This is a genomic window from Wenxinia marina DSM 24838 (genome assembly GCF_000379485.1).
Lineage (GTDB): Bacteria > Pseudomonadota > Alphaproteobacteria > Rhodobacterales > Rhodobacteraceae > Wenxinia > Wenxinia marina.
On the sequence record NZ_KB902316.1, the window covers coordinates 101,873 to 125,462 of the forward strand.

Consider the following 23,590-nt stretch of genomic DNA (forward strand, 5'->3'; position numbering starts at 1 on the left):
GGCAAAGGTGCGGGCGAAGGACCCGCCCCATGCTCGACCCCGCACATCAGGACCTGATCCGATCCAGCTTCCAGCGGCTGCGCTGCCGGCCGGAGGCGCTCGCCCTCGATTTCTACGGCATCCTGTTCCGGGACCAGCCGTCGCTGCGGCGCCTGTTCCCCACGGACATGGACGCCCAGGCGGCGAAGCTGTCGAAGATGCTGGTCCGCCTCGTCCGCTCGGTCGACGACCTCTCGCGGATGGAGGCGCAGCTGCGCGACCTCGGCCGCTACCATGTCCGACGCGGCACCGAGGACGGGCAGTACGCCATGGTCGGCGCCGCGCTTCTCGAGGCGCTGGAGCGTCAGACCCGCGGCTGGACCGACGATCACCGCGCCGCCTGGACCGAGGTGTTCCGCGCCGTCGCGGCCACGATGATCGCGGGCGCGCGCGACATGCCCGCCATGCCCCGCGCCCGCAGCGCCTGACACGGAGAGTCCCCGACGTCCTTCAAGGTCAGCAGAACCCGACCCGCCGCACCGGCGCTTTTTCTGGCCGCGCCGCGGCGAAGTTGCTAGACCTTCGGCAGCACGATCCGGAGGCACCCATGGGCATTCTCGACTTCCTGTCCGGCCAGTTCATCGACGTCATCGAATGGACCGACGACACCCGCGACACGATGGTCTGGCGGTTCGAACGCTACGGCCACGAGATCAAGTACGGCGCCAAGCTGACGGTGCGCGAGGGGCAGGCGGCGGTCTTCGTCCACGAGGGCCAGCTCGCCGACGTGTTCAATCCCGGGCTCTATATGCTCGAGACGAACAACATGCCGATCATGACGAACCTGCAGCACTGGGACCACGGCTTCCGCTCGCCGTTCAAGTCCGAGATCTACTTCGTCAACACGACCCGCTTCAACGGCCAGAAGTGGGGCACCAAGAATCCGATCATGTGCCGCGACCCCGAATTCGGGCCGGTCCGCCTGCGCGCCTTCGGCACCTATTCGATGCGGGTGGCCGAGCCCGGCAGGTTCATGCAGGAGATCGTCGGCACCGACGGCGAGTTCACGGCGGACGAGATCAACTTCCAGATCCGGAACGTCGTGGTGCAGGAGGTGAGCCGCGCGCTGGCCGGCTCCGGCATCGCGGTCCTCGACATGGCGGCCAACACCGCCGACCTCGGCCGCGTCATCACCCAGGCGATCCAGCCGATCATCGCCAACTACGGCCTGTCGATCCCAGAATTCTACATCGAGAACATCTCGCTGCCGCAGGAGGTGGAGGCCGTCCTCGACAAGCGCACCTCGATGGGGATCGTGGGCGACCTGCACAAGTACGCCCAGTTCAACGCGGCCGAGGCGATGGGCAAGGCGGCGGAGAATCCGGGCGCCGCCGGCGGCGGCATGGGCGCAGGGCTGGGCGCCGGGCTCGGCATGGCGATGGGCAACATGATGATGGGCGGCCAGGCCGGACCCTGGGGTCAGGCCCCCGCGCAGGCGGCGCCGCAGCCCGCCGCGCCGCCGCCCCCGCCGGTGGAGCATGTCTGGCACATCGCCGAGAACGGCGCGACGCACGGGCCCTATTCGAAGGCGCGGCTCGGCCGGATGGTCGCCGAAGGCGGGCTGACGCGGCAGACGCTGGTCTGGACGCAAGGTCAGGACGGCTGGAAGCCGGCCGGCGACGTGGCCGAGCTGGCGCAGCTCTTCACCGTCATGCCGCCGCCCCCGCCGCCCCCGCCCCCGGCCCCGCCGGGCTGAGTGATCCAACGGTCATCCCGGCCGGAGTTCAGATGACAGTCGCCACCTACTCCCGCGCCCAGATCGCGCTGCACTGGACCGTGGCGATCCTCGTCGTCGCCACCTGGCTGCTCCACGACCGGATGGAGGAGGCGTTCGACGCCCGCATGGACGGCGATGGCGTCGGCGCCCTGCCGCTCCACGCCTGGCTCGGCCTGACGGTGCTGGCGCTGACGCTGATCCGCCTCGCGCTGCGCCTGACCCGCGGCGTGCCCCCGCCGCCCGCGGACGATCCACCCGCAATGCAGGCCGCCGCGAACTGGACCCACCGCCTGATCTACCTCCTGCTCATCGCGATTCCCGCCGGCGGCGCCGTCGCATGGTTCGGGCAGGTGGAGGATGCGGGCGACGTCCACGGCACCATCGCCAACATCCTGATGATCATCGCGCTTGGCCACGCCCTCGTCGCGCTGTGGCATCAGTACGTGAAGAAGGACGGCCTGCTGCGACGGATGATGCGCGCCGGCTGACGCCCGGCAAAACTCCGCCCTGCCGGTTCCGTGTCTGAGGGCAGGAGGACCGCGCGGCCCCGCCTTTCCCCCGCCCTGCCGCACCGGCGCACGGTTCTGCACTGGCTGCTCGCGCCCCTGGCGCCGTGGTTCGCCTTCCTCGACCCGGGCGAGCCGCTGCCGGACACCCGGTTCTGGCGCCTCTTCCAGTCGAACCTGGCGCCGACCTTCGTCTCCGGCGCCCTCCTCCGGATCGGCCTCTACGCCGCCACGGCCTGACCGGCCGCCCGGGCACCCAAGCTGCCGCCCCCGGGGGCGCCGGCTGCACCGCGTCCTGCATCACGCGCTGGTCTGGGGCCTGATCGGCGTCGCCCTCAGCGGCCTCGGCCTCGGCCTCACCGCCTCGCGCCAGTTGATGGCGGGCGGCTTCGTCCCGGTCCGCGTGCCACTCTCGATGCCCCAGCTGAACGCCTGGATCGGCTGGGTCCACGGTCGGGAGTTCTGCGCCCTCTCCGCCCTGACCGCCGTCCACGCCGCCTTCCACGTCTGGCGCCATGTCCGCCTGCGGGACAACGCGCTCCGGATCATGGCGCCCCGCTGGGACTGGCGCTGGCTCTGAGGGACTTGCGGCAGCCGCGCCGATTTCGCACCCTCCGCCCCGGGACGGCCGGGGGCACGACATGACCGACACGACGACCGAGACCGACGGCGATTTCGACGGCGACGGCCTGCCGCCCCCGCCCGACGAGGAGCATCGCTTCCCGTGCGAGCAGTGCGGCGCCCAGCTGACCTATCGCCCCGGCGAGACAGTTCTCACCTGCCCCTATTGCGGCCACGAACAGCACATCTCCCCCGGCTCCGAGGACGCGGCCGAGGCGGCCTTCCGCGAGCACGATTTCGAGCGCGCCCTCGGCGGCGCCATGGCCGGCGCGGAGTACGAGGAGAGCCGCGTCGTCGCCTGCCCGAACTGCGGCGCGCGGGTCGAGATCGCCGAGGTCACCCAGGCCACCCGCTGCCCGTTCTGCGACACGCCCGTCATCACCGACACCGGCACCCACCGCCACATCAAGCCGCAGGGCGTCGTCCCCTTCGCGCTGACCGAGGACAGGGCGCGGGACGAGCTGAAGGTCTGGCTCCGTTCCCTGTGGTTCGCGCCGAACGCGCTCAAGGACTACGCCCGCCACGGCCGGGCGATGAACGGCGTCTACGTGCCCTACTGGACCTTCGACGCCGATACGCGGTCTCAGTACACCGGCATGCGCGGGGACCACTACTACGTCACCCGCACCGTGATGCGCGACGGCAAGCGCCAGACGGTGCGCGAGCGCCGGACCCGCTGGCGCGCCGCCCGCGGCCGCGTCTCCCGCTTCTTCGACGACGTGATCGTCCTCGCCTCGCGCTCGCTACCCAAGAAGTACGCCGACGCGCTGGAGCCCTGGAACCTCTCCGAGATGAAGCCCTATGCTCCCGAGTGGCTCGCCGGCTTCTCGGCCGAGGGCTATCAGGTGGAGCTGCCGGACGGCTATTCCGAGGCGCGGCAGATCATGGACGGCGTGATCCGGCAGGACGTCCGGGCCGACATCGGCGGCGACGTGCAGCGGATCAGCTCGCTCCATACGGACGTGAACGACGTCACCTTCAAGCACGTCCTGCTGCCGATCTGGATCGCCGCCTACAAGTTCCGGGGCCAGACCTACCGCTTCGTCGTGAACGGTCAGTCCGGCGAGGTGCAGGGCGAGCGGCCCTACAGCCCCTGGAAGATCGCCTTCGCCGTGATCCTCGGCCTGATCGCCGCGGGCATCGCGTTCTACGTCTATGGGCAGACGCAGTAGCCTGCGCCTGCTGCTGCGCTTCGAATGGGGCGGCGGGGCTCTCTGGCCCGCCGATCGCGCCACCGCCGACCGCCTCGGCCCGGCGCGGCCGAGGTGGCGCTGCCTCTCCCGGCGGACCTGCGGGCGGAGCTCGCGCGGCTCGAGGCGCGGCACAACACCGCGCTCGACTGGGACGACCCCGCCGCCCCCTCGCCCTGGACCGACGACGAGCGTCGCGCCTTCGACGCGGAGGCGTGCGCCCTCGCCGCCCGCCTCTCCACGGCCCTCGGCGCGACGGTTGACTATCTCCCCTGACCCCCTCCCTCTCATCGAGCCACAAATATCCCCGGGGGAGTCCGGCGACAGCCGGACGGGGGCGGGCAGCCCCCTCTACTCAAAAGAATGCGCCGCAAGGCGCTCCTTCGGATCGCCCCGTTGACGCCGCACCCCCCGCCGGGCAAGCAGGATGGACGACCAGAGGAGGCGAGCCGATGATCCTGTCCTGCGGCGAGGCGCTGATCGACATGCTGCCGCGCACCACCGCGGCGGGCGAGGCGGCGTTCGCCCCCTACGCCGGCGGAGCGGTCTTCAACACTGCCATCGCGCTCGGCCGGCTGGGCGTGCCCGCGGGGTTCTTCTCGGGCCTCTCCTCGGACCTCTTCGGCGACGTCCTGCGGGACACTCTGGCGGCCAGCCGCGTCGACGCCTCACCATCCCACGTCAGCGCCCGGCCGACGACGCTCGCCTTCGTGCGGCTCACCGACGGCCACGCCACCTACACCTTCTACGACGAGAACACCGCCGGGCGGATGCTGACCGAGGCCGATCTGCCCGATACGGACGCCGAGGCGCTGTTCTTCGGCGGCATCTCCCTGGTGGGAGAGCCCTGCGGCACCGCCTACGAGGCGCTGCAGGCGCGCGAGGCGGGCGCGCGCGTCACCATGATCGACCCCAACATCCGCCCCTCCTTCATCACCGACGAGGCCGCCTACCGCGACCGGATCGCGCGCATGTGCGCCCGCGCCGACATCGTGAAGCTGTCGGACGAGGACCTGCACTGGCTGCGCGGCTCGGGCACGACCGAGGGGCTCGCCCGGGACCTCCTCGACGCGGGGGCCAGGCTGGTCTGCATCACCGAAGGCGCGAAGGGCGCGACCGGCTACAGCGCCGCCCACACCGTGACCGTCCCCGCGACGCGGGTCGAGGTGGTCGACACCGTCGGCGCCGGGGACACCTTCAACGCCGGCGTTCTCGCCAGCCTCTACAAGGCCGGCGCCCTGACCAAGGACCGCGTCGCCGCGCTGACCGAGGACGAGATCGCCGCCGCCCTGTCGCTCGGCGCCCGCGCCGCCGCGATCACGGTCAGCCGCGCCGGCGCCAACCCGCCCTGGGACCACGAGGTGTGAGGGCGCTGGTCCAGCGCGTCTCCGAAGCCGCGGTGCGGGTGGAGGGCGAGACGGTCGGCGCGATCGGTCCCGGCCTCCTGATCCTGGTCTGCGCGATGGAGGGCGATCCCGACGACGCGCCCGCGCGCATGGCCGCCAGGATCGCGAAGCTGCGCATCTTCCGCGACGACGCGGGGCGGATGAACCGCTCGCTCCTCGACACCGGCGGCGCCGCACTCGTCGTCTCGCAGTTCACGCTCGCCGCCGACACCTCCCGCGGCAACCGCCCCGGCTTCTCCACCGCCGCGGCGCCGGATCGCGGCGAGGCACTGTACGAGGCGTTCGCCGCGGCGATGGTGGCGCAGGGGGTGGAGACCGACCGCGGCCGGTTCGGCGCCGACATGCAGGTCTCGCTGGTCAACGACGGGCCGGTGACGATCTGGCTGGACGCCTGAGGGCGGCCGGTCAGCAGGGATTGGCGTAGATCATCACCCAGACCGGCCCCTGCGCACCCTGCGCGAGGCCGACGCCGAACTGCCGCGCCCTGGGATGCAGCATGTTGCGGCTGTGCCCCGAGGAGGAGAGCCAGCCGTTCACGATCTGGCCGGGCTGAGGATAGCCCCAGGCGAGGTTTTCGGCCACGAGGCAGGCGCGGTAGCCCGCTGAGGCGACACGGTCGGCCGAGTTCTGCCCCGCCCGGGTCCGGTGCCCGACATTCCCGGTGGCCGCGATGTCGCAGGCCAGCATCTGCGCCGCCCGCGACAGGCGCTGGTCGTGGGAGAGCGCAGGCACGCCGCTGCGCTGCCGGGCGACGTTCGACAGCTGCCCCAGCTGGCCGGCGATGTCGTTCGCCGAAGCGGGAAGCGCGCAGGCTTGCGCGTGCGCGGCGCCGGCCGCGCCGATCAGGAGACCCACCGCCAGGACAACCCTTCTCATCATGTCCGTTCAACCTTTCCGTGCAGAACCCAACGGGTCGTGGAGTGGGCGCAGGAAGAACGCAAGCGGTTGGTCGAAGCAGGATGCGAATGTGGCGGAAAGACGATCTTTCGGCCGGATCCGTGCGGCATTGCGCCGCTCGATCGGGATTGATGCCGCGCGAGCCCGGGTCCGGCAGCGTCGCCGAAACGAAACGGGGCCGCCCGAAGGCGGCCCCGTCCGTTGTCCGGTCAGGCCGTCGGTCAGCCTGCCTGGCCGGCAGGGAGGAGCACGGTGTCGATCACGTGGACCACGCCGTTGGACTGGTCGACGTCCGCCGTGGTCACGGTGGCGACGCGGCCGTTCTCGTCCTCGAGCTTCAGCATGTCGCCGTCCATGTACGCGGTCAGCGTGCAGCCGCCGACCGTCGGGACCGGGTGCCGGCCGCCGTCATCGGCGATCATGCCGGCAATGTCGGTCGAGAAGGCTTCGGTCGCGACGACGTGGCAGCCGAGGATCTGCTGCAACTGCTCGACGTTTTCGGGCATCATCAGCATCTCGAGCGAGGCCGCATCGACGCCGGCGAAGGCGTCGTTGGTGGGCGCGAACACGGTGAACGGACCTTCGCCCATCAGCGTCTCGGCCATGCCGGCGGACGTCACGGCGGCGACCAGCGTCGTCAGGTTCGGCGCGTTCGACGCATTCTCGGCGATCGTCATGTCGGCCATCATGGCGGCGCCGCCGACGGTCGGGTTGTCCTGCGCGATCAGCGCGGTGGAGGTCAGCGCGAACGCCGCGGCGGTGAGCGTGGTCTTGAGCATGGGATACCTCTTGCTGTTGTCCGTGGCCGGAAGGGCCGGCCTGTCCTCGTGGAGTGTGAGGAGCTACGGAGGCTCCCGAACCAGAGTTGAGGAGGGACGATCACGCTTGCGTGACACGTCTTGCGAGGCTCAGAAGTCCGTCGGCGCCCCGCCCTCCGCCTTGCGGCGGGCGACGAAGTCCGCCAGCGCCTCGCGGTGGCCCGGGTCCATCGGCGGCGGCTCGAAGCTGTCGACGATGCGGCGATAGATGCCGTGCGCCCGCTCCGCGCTCCACATCCCGCCGGCGGTCTGCCACGCCTCGAAGTTGCGCCAGTCGCTGGCGATCGGCTGGTAGAAGGCGGTCTCGTAGCGGTCCTGCGTGTGCTGGATCCCGAAATAGTGCCCGCTCGACCCGACCTCGCGGATCGCATCCAGCGCGATGTCCCCGGGCCCCGTCGCGGTCAGGGCGGGGTCGAAGTAGCGCTGGATCATCTGCAGCACCTCGCAGTCCATCACGAACTTCTCGGGCGAGGCGATGAGCCCGCCCTCAAGCCAGCCGGCCGCGTGGTAGACGAAGCTCGTCCCGGCCTGCACCGCGGACCAGAGCGCGTTCGACGTCTCCCACATCGCCTGCCCGTCGGGGACGTTCGCGGCGCACGAGCCCGAGGCGCGCAGCGGCAGGCCGTAGAAGCGCGCCATCTGCCCCGTCATCTGCGTCGCGCGCATGTATTCCGGCGTGCCGAAGGCCGGGGCGCCGGACTTCATGTCCACGTTCGAGGTGAAGGTGCCGATCACGCAGGGACAGCCCGGCACGACCCACTGGAACAGCGCGATCGCCGACAGCGCCTCTGCGATCGACAGCGTCACGGCGCCCGCCATCGTCACCGGCGCCATCGCGCCCGCCAGCGTGAAGGGCGTGACGATCACCGCCTGCCCCCGGCGGATCAGCCGCAGGCAGCCGTCGATCATCGGGTAGTCGTGCTTCAGGGGAGAGGTGGAGTTGATGTTGGTGTACATCCGCGGCGTGGCGGCGAAGTCGTCGTGGGACAGGCCGGCCGCCAGCCGCACCATCTCCATCACGTCCTCCACCCGCTCGGGGCCGAGGGAGTAGGCGTGCGCGACCTTGTCGGTCAGCGTCAGCTTGTCGAAGAGGACGTCGAGGTGCCGCGTCGCGGGCGGCAGGTCCACCGGCTCCACCGGGTAGCCGCCGGCGAAGTGGATGCAGTTGAAGGCCTGCGTCAGCCTGAAGAGGTCGGCGCATTTTTCCCGCGTGCCCGGCACCTTGCGCCCGATCTCCAGATCCCACCAGCTGGGCGGGGACGAGACGTTGCCGAAGAGGAGGTGCCCGTCGCCGACGGTCAGCCTCCGCTCGGGGTTGCGCGGCGTCAGCGTGAAGGTGCGGGGCGCGCGGGCGACCATCTCCGTCACCCACTCGCGACCCATCCGGACGTTCGTGCCCTCGACGGTGCAGCCGGCCTGCCGGAAGAGGGCCAGCGCCTCGTGGTTCAGGAACTCGATCCCGATCTCCTCCAGCACCCGCATCGCGCCGTCGTGGATGGCGGCGACGCCCTCGTCGGTCAGCGGCTCGGTCGGGCGATCGGTGTTGAGCGGCGGCGCCCACGGCATCTGGTCGATCGCCGCGCCGGTGCGGCGGGCGGCGTTCCCGGCATGGCCGCCCGAGCGGCGGCGCCTCGCGGTGTCCGGCATGTCCCTGGTCCCCGTCATCCCGCCCATCTTCGCGCGCAGAGGCGAACGGGGGCGGGCAGGCAGCGACGGAATGCGTCGGTTTCGGGCGATGGACCTCAGCCGAGACCCAGCCAGTGGGGCAGGTCGGCGATCGAGGCCAGAACCGCGTCGGAGGCGGGGCCGAGCGTGTCCGCCTCCGCCGGGCCGGTGAGGACGGCGATCGCGACGCAGCCGGCGGCGCGGGCACATTCCATGTCATGCAGGCTGTCGCCGACCATGGCGACGGCCTCCGGCGGCAGGCCGGCCTCCGCGCAGAAGGCGCGCGCCGGCCCCGGCCCCGGCTTGGCGCCGTGACCGGAATCGTAGCCGCTGACGAAGCCGAAGGCGCCCCGCACCCCCGCGGTGGAAAGGTGTCCCTCCGCCGCCGCGGCCGAGTCGTTCGTGGCGAGGCCGAGGGCGAGGCCGGCGCCCGCGAGGCGCGCGAAGAGCGGGCCAAGATCGCACGCCGGCACCTGCGGCGTGCCGAGCGCGATCCGGTCGAGCCGCGTCGCGAGCTGCCCGGGGTCCGGCGCGTCCGGCAGGACCGGAGCCAGGTGGCGCGCGATGGTCGGCGTCGTCTCGGCGATCACGATGCTGCCCTTGCGAAACCGCCCCTCCGCCCGGTCGAAGCCAAGGATGTCGGCGATCCGCGCCTCCAGCGCCGGATCGCCCGCCGACAGCGCCGCGATCGCCTCCACCGCCCAGGCGCCCCAGGTGCGCTGGAAGTCGAACAGCGTGCCGTCCTTGTCGAACAGCAGCCCCCGGATCCCCGCCCCCGGCGCGGTCACGTCCAGTGCGTCCGTGCCGCGCCCGACAGGATGGCGTGCGCCTGCATCGGCGCCTCGGGCTTCAGCCCAGTCGCGCCGGCGCAGGACAGCACCCAGCGGTCGTCCATCGTGACAAACTCCAGAACCGAGACCAGCAGGTCCGGATCGGTCGCCCGCGCGGCCAGCGTCTCGCGGTCGAGGCCCGACGCGCCGAGGAAGACCGGCATGATCTCCTCCTCGCCCGCCAGCCAACCGAGCACCGTCAGGGCGACCGTTTCGGCCTCGTCCCGCGTCATGACCGCCGATCTCCCTTCACCCTGTCCGCGCCTCCGACAGAGGCAACCAGTTCTTAACCTTTGCGGACGACTAATCTCTTCAATTCGAGCGGACCACACGAAAGTTACAGGGCAGGCCGACCATGTCTCGCAGGATCCTCGTCGTCGACAGCGTCTGCACGAACCGCATTCTGGGGGCGGCGGACCTTTCGGCCGCGCGGTTCGACGTCCGCACCTGCGACAGTGCGGACGCGGCGCGGCGCGCCCTGCGCGACGGCTTGCCGGACCTCGTCGCCGTGGGCGTCGGAGAGGGTGCCGCGTGCCACGACCTCCTGGCCGAGCTTCGGGCCGCGCCGCGGACCCGCGCCCTGCCGATCGTCGCCGTCGGCGGCGACGGCGGTACCGCCGCCCGCCTCGCCGCGCTGCAGGCCGGCGCGGACGAGGCGTTTCCCGCCGGCGTCGATCCCGCCCTTCTGGTCGCGCGCCTGCGCAGCCTCCTGCGGCGCCGGGACGAACTGGAGGATCTGCGCCCGCACGACGCCGCCGCCCGCGCCCTCGGCTTCGGCGACGAGGCCGAACCGTTCGCCGCCCCCGGCCGCGTCGCGGTTCTGGCTGGCCCGTCCGGCGCGCCGCCGGCCGCCCTCGCCGAGGTGATCGGCAGGCTCGGCCGGCGGGCGCAGCTTCTGCGCGATCCGGCGGAGCTGACGCGGCAGAAGGCCGACGTCGTGCTCCTCGACGCCGCCGGCGGTGCGGCCGGGCCGGACGCCGCGGGCCGCCTCGCCGCCTCGGGCGGGTGCCTGTCCCCCGGCGCCCTGTTCCGCGCCATCGCCGAGGTGCGCGCCCAGGGCGGCCGGCGCCAGGCCGAGATCCTCGCCATCGTGCCGCCGGGCGCCACCGACCTCGCCGTCATGGCGCTCGACCTCGGCGCCGGGGATCTGGTGACCGCCGACGTCGGCACGGCCGAGCTGTCCTGGCGGATCGACGGCCTGCTGCGCCGCAAGCGGGTGCACGACCGGCTGCGCGACAAGGTCCGCGACGGGCTGCAGGCGGCGGTGACCGACCCGCTGACCGGAATCGCGAACCGCCGCTTCGCGATGGCCACGCTGGGCGGGATGGCCCGGGCCGCGGGCCCCGGAGCGCCGCTCGCGGTCATGGTCCTCGACATCGACCACTTCAAGGCGGTGAACGACCGGCACGGCCACGTCGCCGGGGACTGCGTGCTGATCGAGGTGGCGGGGCGGATGGCGGCGGCGCTGCGCCCGGGCGACCTGTTCGCGCGGATCGGCGGCGAGGAGTTCCTCGTCGCCGCGCCGGGCCTGGGCGCCGCGGCCGCACGCGACCTCGCCGACCGGCTGCGCGCCGCTGTCGCCGACCGCGAGGTCGAGGTCTCGAACGAGATGTGCGCGAACCCCGCTGCCTCGGTGTCGGTCACGATCTCGGCCGGCCTCGCCATCGGCCAAGGCGACGAGGGCGACCGGCTGTTCGGCCGCGCCGACGCCGCGCTGTATGCGGCCAAGCGGGACGGCCGCGACCGGATCTGCCTCTGGTCCGACCCGACGGCGACGGCGCCGCGCCATCCGGTGCGCGTCGCGGTGGCGGCTCAGCCGCCCGGCGGCCCGCGGCGGGACTGGCTTTCCAGCCGATCGGCGTAGGCCGCGCGGTCCTCGGGCGACATCCCGGCGACCCGGTCGAGCCAGGCCGTCCGCGCCACCTCCTGCAGGGCCGTCAGCCGCGCCACCTGCGCGTCGATACGCGCCGCGACGGCGGCCCGGTCGAAGGGCTCCGCCCGGATCGCCTCGGCGAGCTCGGCCACCGCCGCGCGGCGCCCCGCTCCGGCGAGGTCGCGCACCCGCTCGTTGCCCCGCAGCTGGTCGCGCAGACGCCCCCGCTCCTCCGGCGGCATCGCCGCGGTCAGCGGCCCGAGGGCCAGCTCGAACCCGCGCGGCCCGCCTCCCGGACCGCGGCCGGAGGCGAGCAGGCCGACGAAGAGGCCGACGAGAAGCAGGTTGACCATCAGCGACAGGGCGAGGGCGACGCGCAGGGCGCGGCGCGGCGGGCGCTGCGGCGGCACGCCGGGCGGCGGCGGGGCGGCATCGGCCATCAGCTGTCCTCCAGAAGTGTCACGCCGTCCGGCAGGATGTCGACGCTGAGACTGCCGGTGAGGTAGCCATCGAGAGCGGACGGGGGCGCGGCGCCGATCCAGACGCCCGCCACGGTCGACGCGACGAGACCGCCCAGCGCCGGCCAGCCGCCGATCGCCGCGAACCAGCCGCGCAGCCCCGCGCGGGCCGGACCCACCGTCACGGCGGCCCGCGGCCGCGCCGCCTCGGCTTCGGCCAGCAGCCGCGTCATGAAATCGTCCGGCGGCGCCGGCCGCGCCGCCGCCACCTCGTCCAGCAGCCGCTCCAGCGCGGCCTCGTCCGCCGTCACCCGGTCCCGCTCACTCATCGGTCCATCCCAGTTCCTCGCGCCGGCCGGCCAGGATGGCCGCGAGCGCCCTCTTGCCCCGGGCGGTCAGACTTTCGACCGCCTCGACCCCGATGTCCATGATCGCGGCGATCTCGGGGTTGGACAGCCCCTCCAGGTGCCGCAGCGTGACCGCCTGCGCCTGCCGCTCCGGCAGCTCGGCCAGCGCCGCCGCCAGCGCCCGGTGCCGCGCGCTCTCCAGCATCCCGGCCGCCGCCGTCGGCGCGTCGTCCGGCGGCTCCGGCACCGCGTCCAGCGGCACCCCCCGCCCGCGCCGGCGCAGCCGGTCGGTGCAGAGGTTCGCCACCACCCGGTACAGCCAGGTCGAGACCTTCGCCTCGCCCTGCCGCCAGTCCGGCGCGATGCGCCACAGCCGCATCATCGCCTCCTGCACCACGTCCTCGGCCTCGGCCCGGTCGGCGAGCATCCGGGCCGCCTGGGCGTAGGCCCGGGGGCCGAGCGCCGCCGTCAGGACGCGCGCCGCGTCCGGGTCGCCGTTCGCGTAGGCGACCAGCCACGCGCCCTCGGGATCGAAGGGCGCGGCCGTCGCCTCCGCTGTCGCCGTGGGTGACGTGCTCATCGGTCCCCGTGCTAGTCGCGCCGGCCCCTCCCGTCCACGGGGAGGGGCGGATGCCCCTCCCCAGGACCGGGTCAGCCCCGCGGGCCGAACCAGCCGCGCCAGCCATCGCGTTCGCCGTGCCGGCCGCGCTCGCCGTGCTCGCCCCGGCGGGGGCCGAAGCCGCCGGCCATGCGGTCGCGCATCGCCTGCGCCTCCTCGGCGCTGAGCGCGCCGTCGCCGTCGCTGTCGAGACGGGCGAGCATCCGCTCGCTGGCCGTCGTCGCCGGCGCCATCTCGTCCGGCTGCAGCAGGCCGTCGCCGTTGGCGTCCATGCGCGCGACCATCGCCTCCATCATCGCCGCCCGCCGCTCGGCCGCGCGGGCCTCGGCGGCCGCGACCATCTCGTCCACCGACAGCGCGCCGTCGCCGTCCGCGTCGGCGGCGGCGAAGCGGGCCGCGGCGGCGGCGTCCAGCTCGTCCTGCGTGACAAGACCGTCGCCGTCGGCATCGAGCGTGGCGAAGTCGAGACCCATCGGCCCAATGTCGCCGGCCAGCGGGGCGGCCGGACCCGGCGCGTCCGGGGCGTTCGCCTCCTGCGCGGTGGCGGCCGTCACGGCCAGGCAGGCGGCGGCGACGGTGGTGAGAAATGCGATCCGTGTCATGTCAGGTCCTTCCTTGGGTCCCGCACCGACCCTTCCGGCCGATGTCGGACCTGATACGGTCGGTCCCACGGCTTCCGTCGCAGCGTCGGGGCAAAATCCTGCGCCCGCCTGCGGCTCCGCGCGACACGGCGCCGCAACCGCACGGCCGCCCCTTCCCAAACGTCGCGCCGAAGGCCATGTTCGCCGGATGGATCAGACCCCCATGACGCACCAGATCGACGCCGCCCACCGGGTGGACGACGAGGCTCCGCGCGACACCCGCACGGCGGTCCTGCGCGGCTTCCGCCGTCGTTGTCCGAGCTGCGGGCAGGGTCCGCTGATGGACGGCTACCTCAAGGTCGCCGACCGCTGCCCCGTCTGCCGCGAGGAGCTGGGCCACCACCGCGCAGACGACGGCCCCGCCTACCTGACGATCCTCGTGGTCGGCCACCTGCTGGTGCCGTTCATCCACGTCGTCTTCACCCGCCTGCGGCCCGACCCGATGGTGATGGGCACGCTCTTCGCCGTCGCGGCGGTGGCGCTGTCGCTGTATCTGCTGCCTCGGCTCAAGGGCGTGGTCGTGGGCATCCAGTGGGCCAAGCGGATGCACGGCTTCAGCCGTCCGGCCTGACCGTGGCCGACGGCGACCGGAAGGACGCGATTCGCGATGCCGCCACGATCATCGTGATCCGCGACCGGATGACGGCGCCCGCGGTCCTGATGGGTCAGCGAGGCGCCGCGGCGGCCTTCATGCCGAACAAGTTCGTCTTTCCGGGCGGCGCCGTCGACGCGCGTGCGGATACCGGGATCGAGCCGGCCCGTCCCCTCACGGACCTCTGCCGCGCGCGACTTGCGGAGGGGGTCGACCTCTCGCCCGACGCCCTCGCCGCCGCGGCGGTGCGCGAGTTGTGGGAGGAAACGGGACAGGTCCTCGGCCGCCGCGCGGCCTGGCCGGACCCGCCGAAGGGCTGGCGCGGCTTCGCCGCCACCGGCCACCGGCCCGATTTCGGCGCGCTGACCTTCGTGTTCCGCGCCATCACGCCGCCCGGCCGCCCCCGCCGCTTCGACGCCCGCTTCTTCGTGGCCGAGGCGGAGGCGCTGGCCACCGACCCGGACGACTTCACGCGCGCCGAGGACGAGCTGGCGCACCTGCAGTGGGTGCCGCTGGCCAAGGCGCGGTCCTTCGACCTGCCCTTCATCACCGAAGTCGCCCTCGCCGAGATCGCCGCCCGCCTGACCGAGCCCGGCCCGCCACCCTCGGTTCCGTTCTACTTCGACGATGCCGAGCGGCACCTGGTGACCCGTCTCAACGGGCGGCGGCCGCTCGACACTATCTGATCTTCCGATCGCTCTATGGTTGCGACGCTGTGGCCCGGATCTGTCCGACCGTCTCTATAACCGTAGCAAGCCGGACTTCATCCGACGGATGTGTCCCCCAGAAGGACCTGGCACCTTGAGGAGTCACAGGCTCCTCCGGCCTTGCAAAGAAGCGGGCACCTACGATCGGATCATATCCGGCGGAGGTGGCGATATAGGTGCCGATCATATCAGACTCGAGTTCGTAGGTCTGGCTGAATGCCATGTCTCCCAGTCCAGCACCCAAGTCCATCGCGTTGCGCATATTCGCACTGTCATTGCCGGTATACCGATACGGATTAGCAGCGTTCGCCTGAGCCTGACCATAGGCCACCAGTGCCCCCATGATCAGCGCGCCAGCCATAGCTTGCTGTCTGCTCTTCTGGATGTGTTGGCCGACGTGATGACCTACCTCATGTCCGAGAACAAAAGCCAACTCGTCCTCATTGCGGGCATCGGCAATCAGGGGGACGGTAAACGCGACAATGACGCTGCCGTCGTTGGTGTAGGTCTGGTAGGCGTTGCGGTCGCTTCGTTCATGGTCGACGATGATATGTACGTCGCAGTTAAAGCTAGGCCGATCAGTCGTTTGCGAGCGACAGAATGCTTCCGCAGCAGGCTCGACACGCGCTATGACACGCTCAAATTGCCGCAAGGCATGGGCGGAACCGACTGTTGGCCGAATTTCGCTGCCCAGCTCCCGTTCCTGAGCGAACATCGCTCGCGCTTGACTGAGGCTCGTCTCCCCCGGCGCAGGAACCGTATAGGTCGTCCCACATGCCGTCAGAAACATCATCGACAGCGCCGACGCCCCCGTGGCCAAATTACCAAGTCTCATCTTCACTCCATCTCTTTCGCAACGACCAACTATTCAGTCCTGAACACGAAAATTCACGGATGGTGCGGGATCGTGATGATTCTGAGGCAGATTTAGGTGAGCAGGATCAGCGCGACGATCGAGACCGTCAGGACGGCGACGCCCGTCAGCTCCCGTGCCGTGATCCGCTCGCGGAAGACGAGGGCCGAGACGGCGAGGGACAGGATCAGTTCCGCCTGCCCGACCGCGTTCACGTAGCCGACCTTCTGCAGCGAGAAGGCCGCGAACCAGCAGCCCGAGCCGATGGCCGACGTCAGCCCCACCAGCGCCGCGATCCGCCAGGCGCCGAAGACGCGCCCGATCTCTCCCGGCTCGCGCCACAGCAGCCAGACGCCCAGCAGCACCGTCTGCACCGCCGTCACGCAGGCGAGGCCCGTGAGCGCGCGCAGCCCCGCGTCCCCCGACGGCAGCGCCAGCGTCGCCGCACGGTAGCCGACGCCCGACAGCGCGAAGAACAGCCCCGAGGCGAGGCCGAGCCCGGCCGAGACGTTCCACAGGCGCCGCAGTCCCCGCGCCGTCCCCCCCGGCATGTCGGACAGCAGGAGCACGCCCACGAGGCCCACGCAGATGGCGAGGAACGCCGGCCCGCTGACGCCTTCGCCCAGCAGGACGAGGCTGGCGAGGACGGACAGGATCACCTCGGTCTTCTTGAAGGTGACGCCGACCGCGAAGTTGCGGCGACGGAACAGCAGCATCATGCAGACGGTGGCGAGGATCTGCGTCACCCCGCCGGCCACGGCCCAGGGCCAGAAGCCGGCGGGCGGCACCGGCAGCGGCTGGCCGCTCGCCCGGCCGTGGAGGACGAGCGCGAGCGCCGCCAAGGGCACCGAGTAGACGAACCGCGCCCACGTCGCGCCGGAGGCGGACAGGCGGCCCGAGCTCAGCTGCTTCTGCAGCATGAAGCGGACGGTCTGCGCGGTGACCGCGGCGAAGGTGACCCAGACCCACGGCTCCATCTCAGGGCGTGCGCTGGAGCCGGGTGGCGTCGTAGCCGTTGAAGTCGAGGATCTCGCGCGCGACGCCGAGACGCTCGGCCGAGATGTCCGGGCGGCGGTTCAGCACCCAGCCGAGCGTGCCGTCCGGCGTGCCGATCACCAGCGTCTCGTAATCGCCGGCGACCCACAGGACCCACAGCTGCGCCGCCGGAATCGCGGCCGTGGGCGTCAGGACGAACCGGCCCGGCATCGGAGAGGACGCCTGCACGTAGCCCGACCCGCCGTTCCAGTCGCGCTGGAACGTGACGCCGCCGCCCGCCAGTGGCGCGAGGAGGCTGACCGTATCGCCGGTCCGCCCCGCCTCCGCCGGGTTCGGGAAACGGGCCACGACGTGCCACAACCCATGCGCCCGCTCGAGGTCGAAGATCGCGGCCGAGGCGATGGGCTCGCCCCCCCGCCGGAACGACGGCGCCTCGGCCGGCGGGGCGGTCCGGCCGCAGGCGGCGATCGCGAGGGCGAGCGTCAGGAGGAGCGCGCGGATCACGGCGCGTCGCACCGGCGCAGGCGGCGCGGGGCGATCTGGTCCGGCGACTCCCACAGCCACAGCGCGTCACGTTCCTGGTTGTACATCAGCACCACGTCCTCGACCGCGCCGCCGCAGTCGAGCCGCAGCGCCACCGCGCCCGTCGCGCCCAGAGGCACGATCGCGGTGGTCGTGCACAAACCGCCGTCCCGCCCGAGGTCCGCGGAGCCGATCATCACCTCGTCCCGGCACTCCCAGCCGCCCCAGCGGCCGGTCCAGGGAAAGTCCTCGGCCGCGGCCGGGCCGGCGGCGAGCGCCAGCAGGACCAGAAGCGCGCGCATCAGTAGGGCAGCGGATGGGCGCGGTGGACCGCGTCGATATCGGCGAGCACCTCGTCGGACAGGGCGACGTCCGCCCCGGCGAGGATGCGGCGCAGCTGCTCCACCGTCGTCGCGCCGATGATCGGCACCACGGGGAACGGCCGCGTCCGCTGCCAGGCGAGGGACATGTGCACGAGGTCGAGCCCGTGCTTCTGCGCGACCCCGACATACGCTTCGACCGCGCCGTCCACACGGTCGCTCACGCGCCCGCCGAGGTCCGGCACCCGCGACCGGCGCGACCCCTCGGGCACCTTTCCGCCACGGTACTTGCCGGTCAGGAACCCCGCGCCCAGGGGCGAGAAGCTGAGCAGCGTCACGTCCTCGTGGTGCGCCATCTCGGCCATGTCGGTGTCGTAGAGGCGCGCCAGCAGCGAATATTCGTTCTGCACCGTAGCGACCCGCGGTCCGCCCGCGGCCTCGGCGCGGGCGATCCACTGCATCGTGCCCCAGGCGGTCTCGTTCGACAGGCCGAAGGCGCGGATCTTGCCCTCGGCGACGAGGGCCTTCAGCGTCTCGACCATGCCGTCCATGTGGTCGGCGACCTCGCCCGTGTCCTGCCCCCGCGGGTCGAAGGTCCAGTTCTGCCGGAAGTGGTAGCTGCCCCGCTCGGGCCAGTGCAGCTGGTAGAGGTCGATCCGATCCGTCCGCAGCCGCCGCAACGATCCTTCGACGATTTCGCGCAGGGTCGCGCCGGAATAGCCGGCGCCGTCGCGCACCATGCCGCCGTTCGGTCCCGTCGCCTTGGTCGCGATGACGACGTCGTCGCGGCGGCCGGTCTCTTCCAGCCAGTTGCCGATGATCCGTTCGGTCCGGCCCACCGTCTCGGCCCGGACGGGGGCGACGGGATACATCTCGGCCGCGTCGAGGAAGTCGATGCCGGCCTCAAGCGCCATCGAAATCTGGCGGTGCGCGGCGTCCTGCTCGGTCTGGTTGCCGAAGGTCATGGTGCCGAGGCACCAGGCCGATACCTCGATCCCGCTGCGGCCCAACGTCGTCCTGTCCATCGTCTCGTCCCTTCGTCTGTCGCGGCGAGGGCGCAGCCTAGCGGCGGGCGGTCCGGGCACAAGGGCGGAAGCGTGGCCCGGCTGCATCGTGCGCGGTGCGATCCGGGAGCCGCCCTGCCCTGCCCCATCCCTGCCCGAATCGGACGGCGGGATCGGTCGCGAGGGAACGGGAGACGGGCATGCGCAAGGACAGGACCGACCGGGGCGGCCGGGGACCGGCGCTGGGTATCGCCGCCGCGGCGGCGACGGGCGCGGTCCTCGGCCTCGTCGCGGTCGGCCCCGATCCGCTCGCCCCGCTGATCGCGCTGGTCATCGGGGGACTTGCCATGCTCGCCTGGCCGGCGGAGGCGGGAGACGAGGCCGAATAAGGCTGGCGCCCGCCCGTCCGACGGAGTTCTCTGCCGCCCATGCGGCTGCTCCTGACGTTCGCGCCCCTGTTCCTTTCGGTGATCCTCCTGCAGCTGTCGTCGGGGGGCGTCGGGCCGCTGGACGCGCTCGTCGGCCTCGCACAGGGCTTCACCCCGGGCGAGGTCGGCATCCTCGGCTCGGCGCACTTCCTCGGCTTCTTCCTCGGCTGCTGGTGGGCGCCGCGCCTGATGGGCACCGTCGGCCATGCCCGCGCCTACGCCAGCTGCACCGCCCTCGGCGCCATCGGCCTCGCCGCGCACGTCCTGGTCGCCGACCCCTGGGCGTGGACGATCTTCCGCATCGCGTCGGGGGTGTGCATCGCCGGCTGCTACACGGTGATCGAGGCGTGGCTGCAGGCGGCGGTCACGAACGAGACGCGGGGGCGGGCGATGGGCACCTACCGGGTCGTCGACGTCTCGGCCTCGTTCGCGGCGCAGTTCATGATCGGGGCGCTGGCGAACCTCGAGGTCTACATCGCCTACAACCTGCTGACGATCTTCTGCTGCGCCTCGATCCTCCCGCTGGCCGTGTCGCGGCAGGTCCAGCCGGTGGCGGGCGGGGCCCTGCGGCTGTGGCCGCGCCTCGGCTGGGCCTGCTCGCCGCTGGCCACCATCGCCGTCGTCGTCTCGGCGATCTCGGGGGCGAGCTTCCGCATGGTCGGGCCGATATACGGCTCCGAAGTGGGGCTGGCCGCGGATCAGATCGGCGTGTTCCTCGCGACCTACGTGGCAGGCGGCGCGCTGGCCCAGTATCCCGCCGGCTGGCTCGCCGACCGGTTCGACCGGCGGAGCGTGCTGATCGGGCTGTCGGCCGCGTCCGTCGTCTCGTGCGCCCTCACCGTGGGGATGGCCGGGAGCGGCTGGCTCGGCGTGATGGCGGGGGCGGCGCTGTTCGGGGTGACAACGGTGCCGATCTACTCGGTCGCGACGGCGCACGCCCACGATTTCTGCGCGGACGGCGACCGGGTGGAGCTGTCGGCGGCGATGATGTTCTTCTACGCCGTGGGCGCCATCGCCGCGCCCTGGAGCACCTCCGCCCTGATCGCCGCGTTCGGCCCGTCCTCGCTGTTCGTCGTGATCTCGCTGGCGCATGTGGCGCTGATCGGCTTCGGCCTCTTCCGCCGCCGCGCCCGGCCCGCGCCGGGGGCGCGGACGCGCTACGTCTGGGCGCCGCGCACCTCGTTCTGGATCGGCCGGCTGACGGGGCGCGAGCGACAGCGCGATCCGGGCGATTGATCTGGCTCAAGGTCCGGAGCGGACGCGCGTGACAGAACGGCCCCGTCCCAGAACGGAGCTGATCCCATGCCTTTCGATTTCACCGGCAAGACCGCCATCGTCACCGGCGCCGCCTCCGGCATCGGCGCCGCCGTCGCGCGCGAGCTCGCCGCCGGCGGCGCCCGCGTCATGGTCGCCGACCTGCATGCCGACGCGGCCGAAGAGGTGGCCGCCGGGATCGGAGACGCCGCTTTCGCCCACGCTGTCGACACCTCCGACCCCGCCGCCGTCGAGGCGATGGTCGCGGGCGCGGTGGAGAAGACCGGCGCCCTGCACCTCCTGGTCAACAACGCCGGCATCGGCGGCCCGGCCGAGCCGGTGGGCAACTACCCGCTGGACGGCTGGCGCAAGGTGATGGGCGTGAACCTCGACGGCGTCTTCTACGGCATGCGCTACGGCATTCCGGCGATGGAGAAGGCCGGCGGCGGCGCCATCGTCAACATGGCGTCGATCCTCGGCACCGTCGGCTTCGCCACCGCCTCGGCCTACGTCGCGGCGAAGCACGCGGTTGTCGGCCTGACCAAGGTTGCGGCGATGGAATACGCGACCAAGGGCATCCGCGTGAACGCGGTCGGGCCGGGGTTCATCCGGACGCCGCTCCTCGACGCCAACCTCGACGAGGCCACCCTCACCGCCATCGCCGGCATGCACCCGGTCCACCGCCTCGGCACGTCCGAGGAGGTGTCGGCGCTCACCTGCTTCCTGCTGTCCGACGCCGCCAGCTTCGTCACCGGCAGCTACCACCTCGTCGACGGGGGCTACACGGCGCAGTAGCCCCCTCTGGTCAGACCGGCGGGCCGTCTATAGGTAGGCGGCCGATCCCCAAGGACGTCCCATGGCCCGCCACCTCATCACCTCCGCGATTCCGTACATCAACGGGATCAAGCACCTCGGAAACCTCGTCGGCAGCCAGTTGCCCGCCGACCTCTACGCCCGCTACCTGCGCGGGCGCGGGCACGAGGTGCTGTTCCTCTGCGCCACCGACGAGCACGGCACGCCTGCCGAGATCGCGGCCCAGAAGGCCGGCAAGCCGGTGGCGGAGTACTGCGAGGAGATGCACGGCGTGCAGGCGGCGCTGGCCGACGGCTTCGGCCTGTCGTTCGACCATTTCGGCCGCTCCTCCAGTCCGCAGAACCATCGCCTGACGCAGCACTTCGCCGCCCGCCTCGACGCCGCCGGGCTGATCCGCGAAGTGACCGAGCACCAGATGTACTCGCCCACCGACGGCCGCTTCCTGCCGGACCGCTACATCGAGGGCACCTGCCCCAATTGCGGCTTCGACAGCGCGCGGGGCGACCAGTGCGACAACTGCACCAAGCAGCTTGATCCCACGGACCTGATCAACCCGCGCTCCACCATCTCGGGCGCGACGGATCTGGAGCTGCGGGAGACCAAGCACCTCTACCTGCGGCAGTCGGCGATGAAGGACGACCTGGCGGCGTGGATCGACCGGCAGACGGACTGGCCGGTGCTGACCACGTCAATCGCGAAGAAGTGGCTCAACGACGGCGACGGGTTGCAGGACCGCGGCATCACCCGCGACCTCGACTGGGGCGTGCCGGTGCAGCGGGGCGACCAGCCCTGGCCGGGGATGGAGGGCAAGGTCTTCTACGTCTGGTTCGACGCGCCGATCGAGTACATCGCCTGCGGCGCAGAGTGGGTCGAGGCCGGCAAGGGCGACGACTGGGAGCGCTGGTGGCGCACCGACAAGGGCGCGGACGACGTGCGCTACACGCAGTTCATGGGCAAGGACAACGTGCCCTTCCACACCCTGTCCTTCCCGGTGACGATCCTCGGCTCGGGCGAGCCGTGGAAGCTCGTCGACTACATCAAGTCGTTCAACTACCTCAATTACGACGGCGGCCAGTTCAGCACCTCGCGCGGGCGCGGCGTGTTCATGGACCAGGCGCTGGAGATCCTGCCGGCCGACTACTGGCGCTGGTGGCTGCTCAGCCGTGCGCCCGAGACGTCCGACAGCGAGTTCACCTGGGAGGCGTTCCAGCAGGACGTGAACAAGGATCTCGCCGACGTCCTCGGCAACTTCGTCAGCCGGATCACCAAGTTCTGCCGGTCGAAGTTCGGCGAGGCGGTGCCGGAGGGCGGCGCCTACGGCGCGCGGGAAGAGGCGCTGCTCGCCGACCTGACGCGGCGCATCGCGGCCTACGAGAAGAGCATGGACGCGATCGAGGTCCGCAAGGCGGCGGCCGAGCTGCGGGGCATCTGGGTCGCGGGGAACGAGTACCTGCAGGCCGCGGCGCCCTGGGCCACGTTCAAGGAGGACCCGCAGACGGCTGCCATGCAGGTCCGCCTCGGTCTCAACCTGGTCCGCCTCTACGCCGTGCTGTCTGCGCCGTTCCTGCCCTTCTCCTCCGCGCGGCTCCTGGAGGCGATCGGCGCGGAGGACGCCGGCTGGCCGAATGACGTGGGCGAGGCCTTGCGCGCCCTGCCCGCCGGCCATGCCTTCACCGTGCCCGAGGTGATGTTCGCCAAGATCGCCGACGAGGACCGCGCGGCCTGGGCCGAGCGGTTCGCCGGCGTCCGCGGCTGATCGAGCCGCCGCGCCTCGCCGGCCCGGATGGCGGCGGCGAGGCAGCGGCCCCACTTCTCGTAGACCAGCGGTCCGGCGTGGAAGCCGTCGATGGCCAGCTCCAGCGGGTCGAGCGTGAAATCCGGCGGCACGTGCGCCAGCCCCGGCACCCGCCGCGCCGCCCGCGCCAGCACCCGGTCGAACCGCGCCACCTGCGCACCGACGATCCAGCGCAGCGGCTGCGGCAGGAGCGGGAACACCGAGACCGGCGGCATGCCCGAGGCGTACAGCGTCCGCACCCCGTAGCGCATCCGCAAGAGGATCGTCAGCCGCCGCATCCGCCACAGGTACAGCGGCCACGGCACCCCGTTCTTGGCGTCGTTGACGCCGAGCGTCGTGACCGCGACGTCGAACCGCCCCCGCTCCGCCCGCTCCAGCGCCGCCAGGGTCGAACCCGCCGTGGCGCCCGACCGTGCGATCAGCCGCCACTCCACCCGGAAATCCCGCGCCAGGTCCGACACCAGCCGTCCCGCCAGCGCCGCACTCTGCCGCCGGGCTCCGACGCCGGCGGCCGAGCTGTCGCCGACGATCAGCACCCGCAGCCGCGGACCGCGTCCTGCGACACCCTCGCGGGGTCCGTCCGCCTCGGGGAGAATGCGGGCAAGCCGGCGCAGGCGCAGCGCCTGCCAGGCGAGAACGGGGGCAAGGACCAGTCGGGCGGGAATGTCGGCGGTCATGG

General features: G+C 72.2%; 30 protein-coding genes and 1 pseudogene. 16 read left to right on the plus strand and 15 right to left on the minus strand.

The genetic code is table 11. The annotated features are described in order from the left end of the window. Positions 1–29: 29 nt before the first annotated feature. The 9 genes from A37W_RS22565 (at position 30) to dtd (ending at position 5,874) form a co-directional block, all read left to right on the plus strand. Complete coding sequence (locus tag A37W_RS22565; protein WP_018304895.1) at positions 30–467, plus strand: globin domain-containing protein; 438 nt, start codon at positions 30–32, stop codon at positions 465–467. 119 nt (positions 468–586) lie between these two features. Next, positions 587–1,735, plus strand: coding sequence for an SPFH domain-containing protein (locus tag A37W_RS0120315; protein WP_018304896.1), 1,149 nt, complete (start codon positions 587–589; stop codon positions 1,733–1,735). 32 nt (positions 1,736–1,767) lie between these two features. After that, on the plus strand, positions 1,768–2,244 hold the full coding sequence (locus A37W_RS0120320; RefSeq protein WP_018304897.1) for a cytochrome b: 477 nt from the start codon (positions 1,768–1,770) through the stop codon (positions 2,242–2,244). 30 nt (positions 2,245–2,274) lie between these two features. Continuing rightward, entirely contained in the window at positions 2,275–2,502 is a 228-nt protein-coding gene (locus A37W_RS24470) for a hypothetical protein (RefSeq protein ID WP_018304898.1), read from the plus strand. A gap of 55 nt (positions 2,503–2,557) precedes the next feature. Beyond that, entirely contained in the window at positions 2,558–2,842 is a 285-nt protein-coding gene (locus A37W_RS24475) for a hypothetical protein (protein WP_496543875.1), read from the plus strand. A 61-nt stretch (positions 2,843–2,903) separates the two neighbouring features. After that, positions 2,904–4,055, plus strand: a complete 1,152-nt coding sequence (locus A37W_RS0120330) for a TFIIB-type zinc ribbon-containing protein (protein ID WP_018304900.1) — start codon at positions 2,904–2,906, stop codon at positions 4,053–4,055. A 93-nt stretch (positions 4,056–4,148) separates the two neighbouring features. Then, the gene (locus tag A37W_RS23075; RefSeq protein ID WP_018304901.1) at positions 4,149–4,349 is read left to right on the plus strand and encodes an immunity protein CdiI family protein; all 201 of its coding nucleotides are present in this window, start codon (positions 4,149–4,151) and stop codon (positions 4,347–4,349) included. A gap of 176 nt (positions 4,350–4,525) precedes the next feature. Next, the gene (locus A37W_RS0120340; protein WP_018304902.1) at positions 4,526–5,440 is read left to right on the plus strand and encodes a carbohydrate kinase family protein; all 915 of its coding nucleotides are present in this window, start codon (positions 4,526–4,528) and stop codon (positions 5,438–5,440) included. Next, a complete protein-coding gene (gene dtd, locus A37W_RS0120345) occupies positions 5,437–5,874 on the plus strand; it encodes a D-aminoacyl-tRNA deacylase (RefSeq protein WP_018304903.1) in 438 nt (145 codons plus the stop codon). The genes A37W_RS0120340 and dtd overlap by 4 nt, the downstream gene beginning before the upstream one ends. A gap of 10 nt (positions 5,875–5,884) precedes the next feature. Here dtd and A37W_RS0120350 read toward each other — a convergent pair whose 3' ends face one another. From A37W_RS0120350 to A37W_RS0120370, 5 genes are all read right to left on the minus strand, one after another. Continuing rightward, positions 5,885–6,358, minus strand: coding sequence for a CAP domain-containing protein (locus A37W_RS0120350; RefSeq protein WP_156169320.1), 474 nt, complete (start codon positions 6,356–6,358; stop codon positions 5,885–5,887). Between the two features lie 239 nt (positions 6,359–6,597). Further along, complete coding sequence (locus A37W_RS0120355; protein WP_018304905.1) at positions 6,598–7,155, minus strand: fasciclin domain-containing protein; 558 nt, start codon at positions 7,153–7,155, stop codon at positions 6,598–6,600. A 129-nt stretch (positions 7,156–7,284) separates the two neighbouring features. Continuing rightward, positions 7,285–8,841 carry a trimethylamine methyltransferase family protein gene (locus A37W_RS0120360; RefSeq protein WP_026198642.1) on the minus strand — a complete coding sequence of 519 codons (1,557 nt, stop codon included), beginning with the start codon at positions 8,839–8,841 and terminating at the stop codon, positions 7,285–7,287. A gap of 95 nt (positions 8,842–8,936) precedes the next feature. Next, positions 8,937–9,647 carry an HAD family hydrolase gene (locus A37W_RS0120365; RefSeq protein WP_018304907.1) on the minus strand — a complete coding sequence of 237 codons (711 nt, stop codon included), beginning with the start codon at positions 9,645–9,647 and terminating at the stop codon, positions 8,937–8,939. Further along, positions 9,644–9,922, minus strand: a complete 279-nt coding sequence (locus tag A37W_RS0120370) for a DUF3572 domain-containing protein (protein ID WP_018304908.1) — start codon at positions 9,920–9,922, stop codon at positions 9,644–9,646. Before A37W_RS0120370 ends, A37W_RS0120365 begins: the two co-directional genes overlap by 4 nt. Before the next feature lie 122 nt (positions 9,923–10,044). Between A37W_RS0120370 and A37W_RS22580 the strand changes: the two genes are divergently transcribed. After that, the gene (locus tag A37W_RS22580; protein WP_018304909.1) at positions 10,045–11,553 is read left to right on the plus strand and encodes a diguanylate cyclase domain-containing protein; all 1,509 of its coding nucleotides are present in this window, start codon (positions 10,045–10,047) and stop codon (positions 11,551–11,553) included. Here the strand turns inward: A37W_RS22580 and A37W_RS0120380 are convergent. The 4 genes from A37W_RS0120380 to A37W_RS22585 form a co-directional block, all read right to left on the minus strand. Continuing rightward, positions 11,502–12,002 (minus strand): periplasmic heavy metal sensor, encoded by a 501-nt coding sequence (locus A37W_RS0120380; protein ID WP_018304910.1) that lies wholly within the window; start codon positions 12,000–12,002, stop codon positions 11,502–11,504. The two genes, A37W_RS22580 and A37W_RS0120380, sit on opposite strands and share 52 nt — an antisense overlap. Further along, positions 12,002–12,349 (minus strand): hypothetical protein, encoded by a 348-nt coding sequence (locus A37W_RS0120385; RefSeq protein ID WP_040754479.1) that lies wholly within the window; start codon positions 12,347–12,349, stop codon positions 12,002–12,004. The genes A37W_RS0120380 and A37W_RS0120385 overlap by 1 nt, the downstream gene beginning before the upstream one ends. Continuing rightward, complete coding sequence (locus tag A37W_RS0120390; protein ID WP_018304912.1) at positions 12,342–12,947, minus strand: RNA polymerase sigma factor; 606 nt, start codon at positions 12,945–12,947, stop codon at positions 12,342–12,344. The genes A37W_RS0120385 and A37W_RS0120390 overlap by 8 nt, the downstream gene beginning before the upstream one ends. A 71-nt stretch (positions 12,948–13,018) precedes the next feature. After that, on the minus strand, positions 13,019–13,588 hold the full coding sequence (locus tag A37W_RS22585; protein ID WP_018304913.1) for an EF-hand domain-containing protein: 570 nt from the start codon (positions 13,586–13,588) through the stop codon (positions 13,019–13,021). A 187-nt stretch (positions 13,589–13,775) separates the two neighbouring features. Between A37W_RS22585 and A37W_RS0120400 the strand changes: the two genes are divergently transcribed. Continuing rightward, positions 13,776–14,198, plus strand: a complete 423-nt coding sequence (locus A37W_RS0120400) for a DUF983 domain-containing protein (protein ID WP_018304914.1) — start codon at positions 13,776–13,778, stop codon at positions 14,196–14,198. A 2-nt stretch (positions 14,199–14,200) separates the two neighbouring features. After that, positions 14,201–14,905, plus strand: a complete 705-nt coding sequence (locus A37W_RS0120405; protein WP_018304915.1) for an NUDIX hydrolase — start codon at positions 14,201–14,203, stop codon at positions 14,903–14,905. Between the two features lie 13 nt (positions 14,906–14,918). Here the strand turns inward: A37W_RS0120405 and A37W_RS23495 are convergent, their stop codons facing one another. The 5 genes from A37W_RS23495 to A37W_RS0120425 form a co-directional block, all read right to left on the minus strand. Continuing rightward, entirely contained in the window at positions 14,919–15,761 is an 843-nt protein-coding gene (locus A37W_RS23495; RefSeq protein WP_081617191.1) for a M48 family metalloprotease, read from the minus strand. Between the two features lie 92 nt (positions 15,762–15,853). Next, a complete protein-coding gene (locus tag A37W_RS0120410) occupies positions 15,854–16,756 on the minus strand; it encodes an EamA family transporter (protein ID WP_018304916.1) in 903 nt (300 codons plus the stop codon). Position 16,757: 1 nt separating this feature from the next. Further along, a complete protein-coding gene (locus A37W_RS0120415; RefSeq protein WP_018304917.1) occupies positions 16,758–17,291 on the minus strand; it encodes a lipocalin family protein in 534 nt (177 codons plus the stop codon). Further along, positions 17,276–17,599: a hypothetical protein gene (locus A37W_RS0120420; RefSeq protein WP_018304918.1), complete on the minus strand. Its 324-nt coding sequence runs from the start codon at positions 17,597–17,599 to the stop codon at positions 17,276–17,278. Before A37W_RS0120420 ends, A37W_RS0120415 begins: the two co-directional genes overlap by 16 nt. Further along, positions 17,599–18,642 carry an aldo/keto reductase gene (locus tag A37W_RS0120425; RefSeq protein ID WP_018304919.1) on the minus strand — a complete coding sequence of 348 codons (1,044 nt, stop codon included), beginning with the start codon at positions 18,640–18,642 and terminating at the stop codon, positions 17,599–17,601. The genes A37W_RS0120420 and A37W_RS0120425 overlap by 1 nt, the downstream gene beginning before the upstream one ends. 179 nt (positions 18,643–18,821) lie before the next feature. On the opposite strand from A37W_RS0120425, the gene A37W_RS0120430 reads away from it, so the two are divergent. The 4 genes from A37W_RS0120430 to metG all read left to right on the plus strand — a co-directional run bounded on the left by A37W_RS0120430 (position 18,822) and on the right by metG (position 22,872). Next, complete coding sequence (locus tag A37W_RS0120430; RefSeq protein ID WP_018304920.1) at positions 18,822–19,010, plus strand: hypothetical protein; 189 nt, start codon at positions 18,822–18,824, stop codon at positions 19,008–19,010. A gap of 39 nt (positions 19,011–19,049) precedes the next feature. After that, complete coding sequence (locus tag A37W_RS0120435) at positions 19,050–20,285, plus strand: MFS transporter (protein WP_018304921.1); 1,236 nt, start codon at positions 19,050–19,052, stop codon at positions 20,283–20,285. 66 nt (positions 20,286–20,351) lie between these two features. After that, positions 20,352–21,098 carry an SDR family NAD(P)-dependent oxidoreductase gene (locus A37W_RS0120440; RefSeq protein WP_018304922.1) on the plus strand — a complete coding sequence of 249 codons (747 nt, stop codon included), beginning with the start codon at positions 20,352–20,354 and terminating at the stop codon, positions 21,096–21,098. Between the two features lie 61 nt (positions 21,099–21,159). Further along, entirely contained in the window at positions 21,160–22,872 is a 1,713-nt protein-coding gene (metG, locus tag A37W_RS0120445; RefSeq protein WP_018304923.1) for a methionine--tRNA ligase, read from the plus strand. A 71-nt stretch (positions 22,873–22,943) separates the two neighbouring features. Here the strand turns inward: metG and A37W_RS24480 are convergent. Continuing rightward, positions 22,944–23,588: pseudogene (locus A37W_RS24480) on the minus strand (SGNH/GDSL hydrolase family protein); the annotation flags it as partial. Positions 23,589–23,590: the final 2 nt, after the last annotated feature.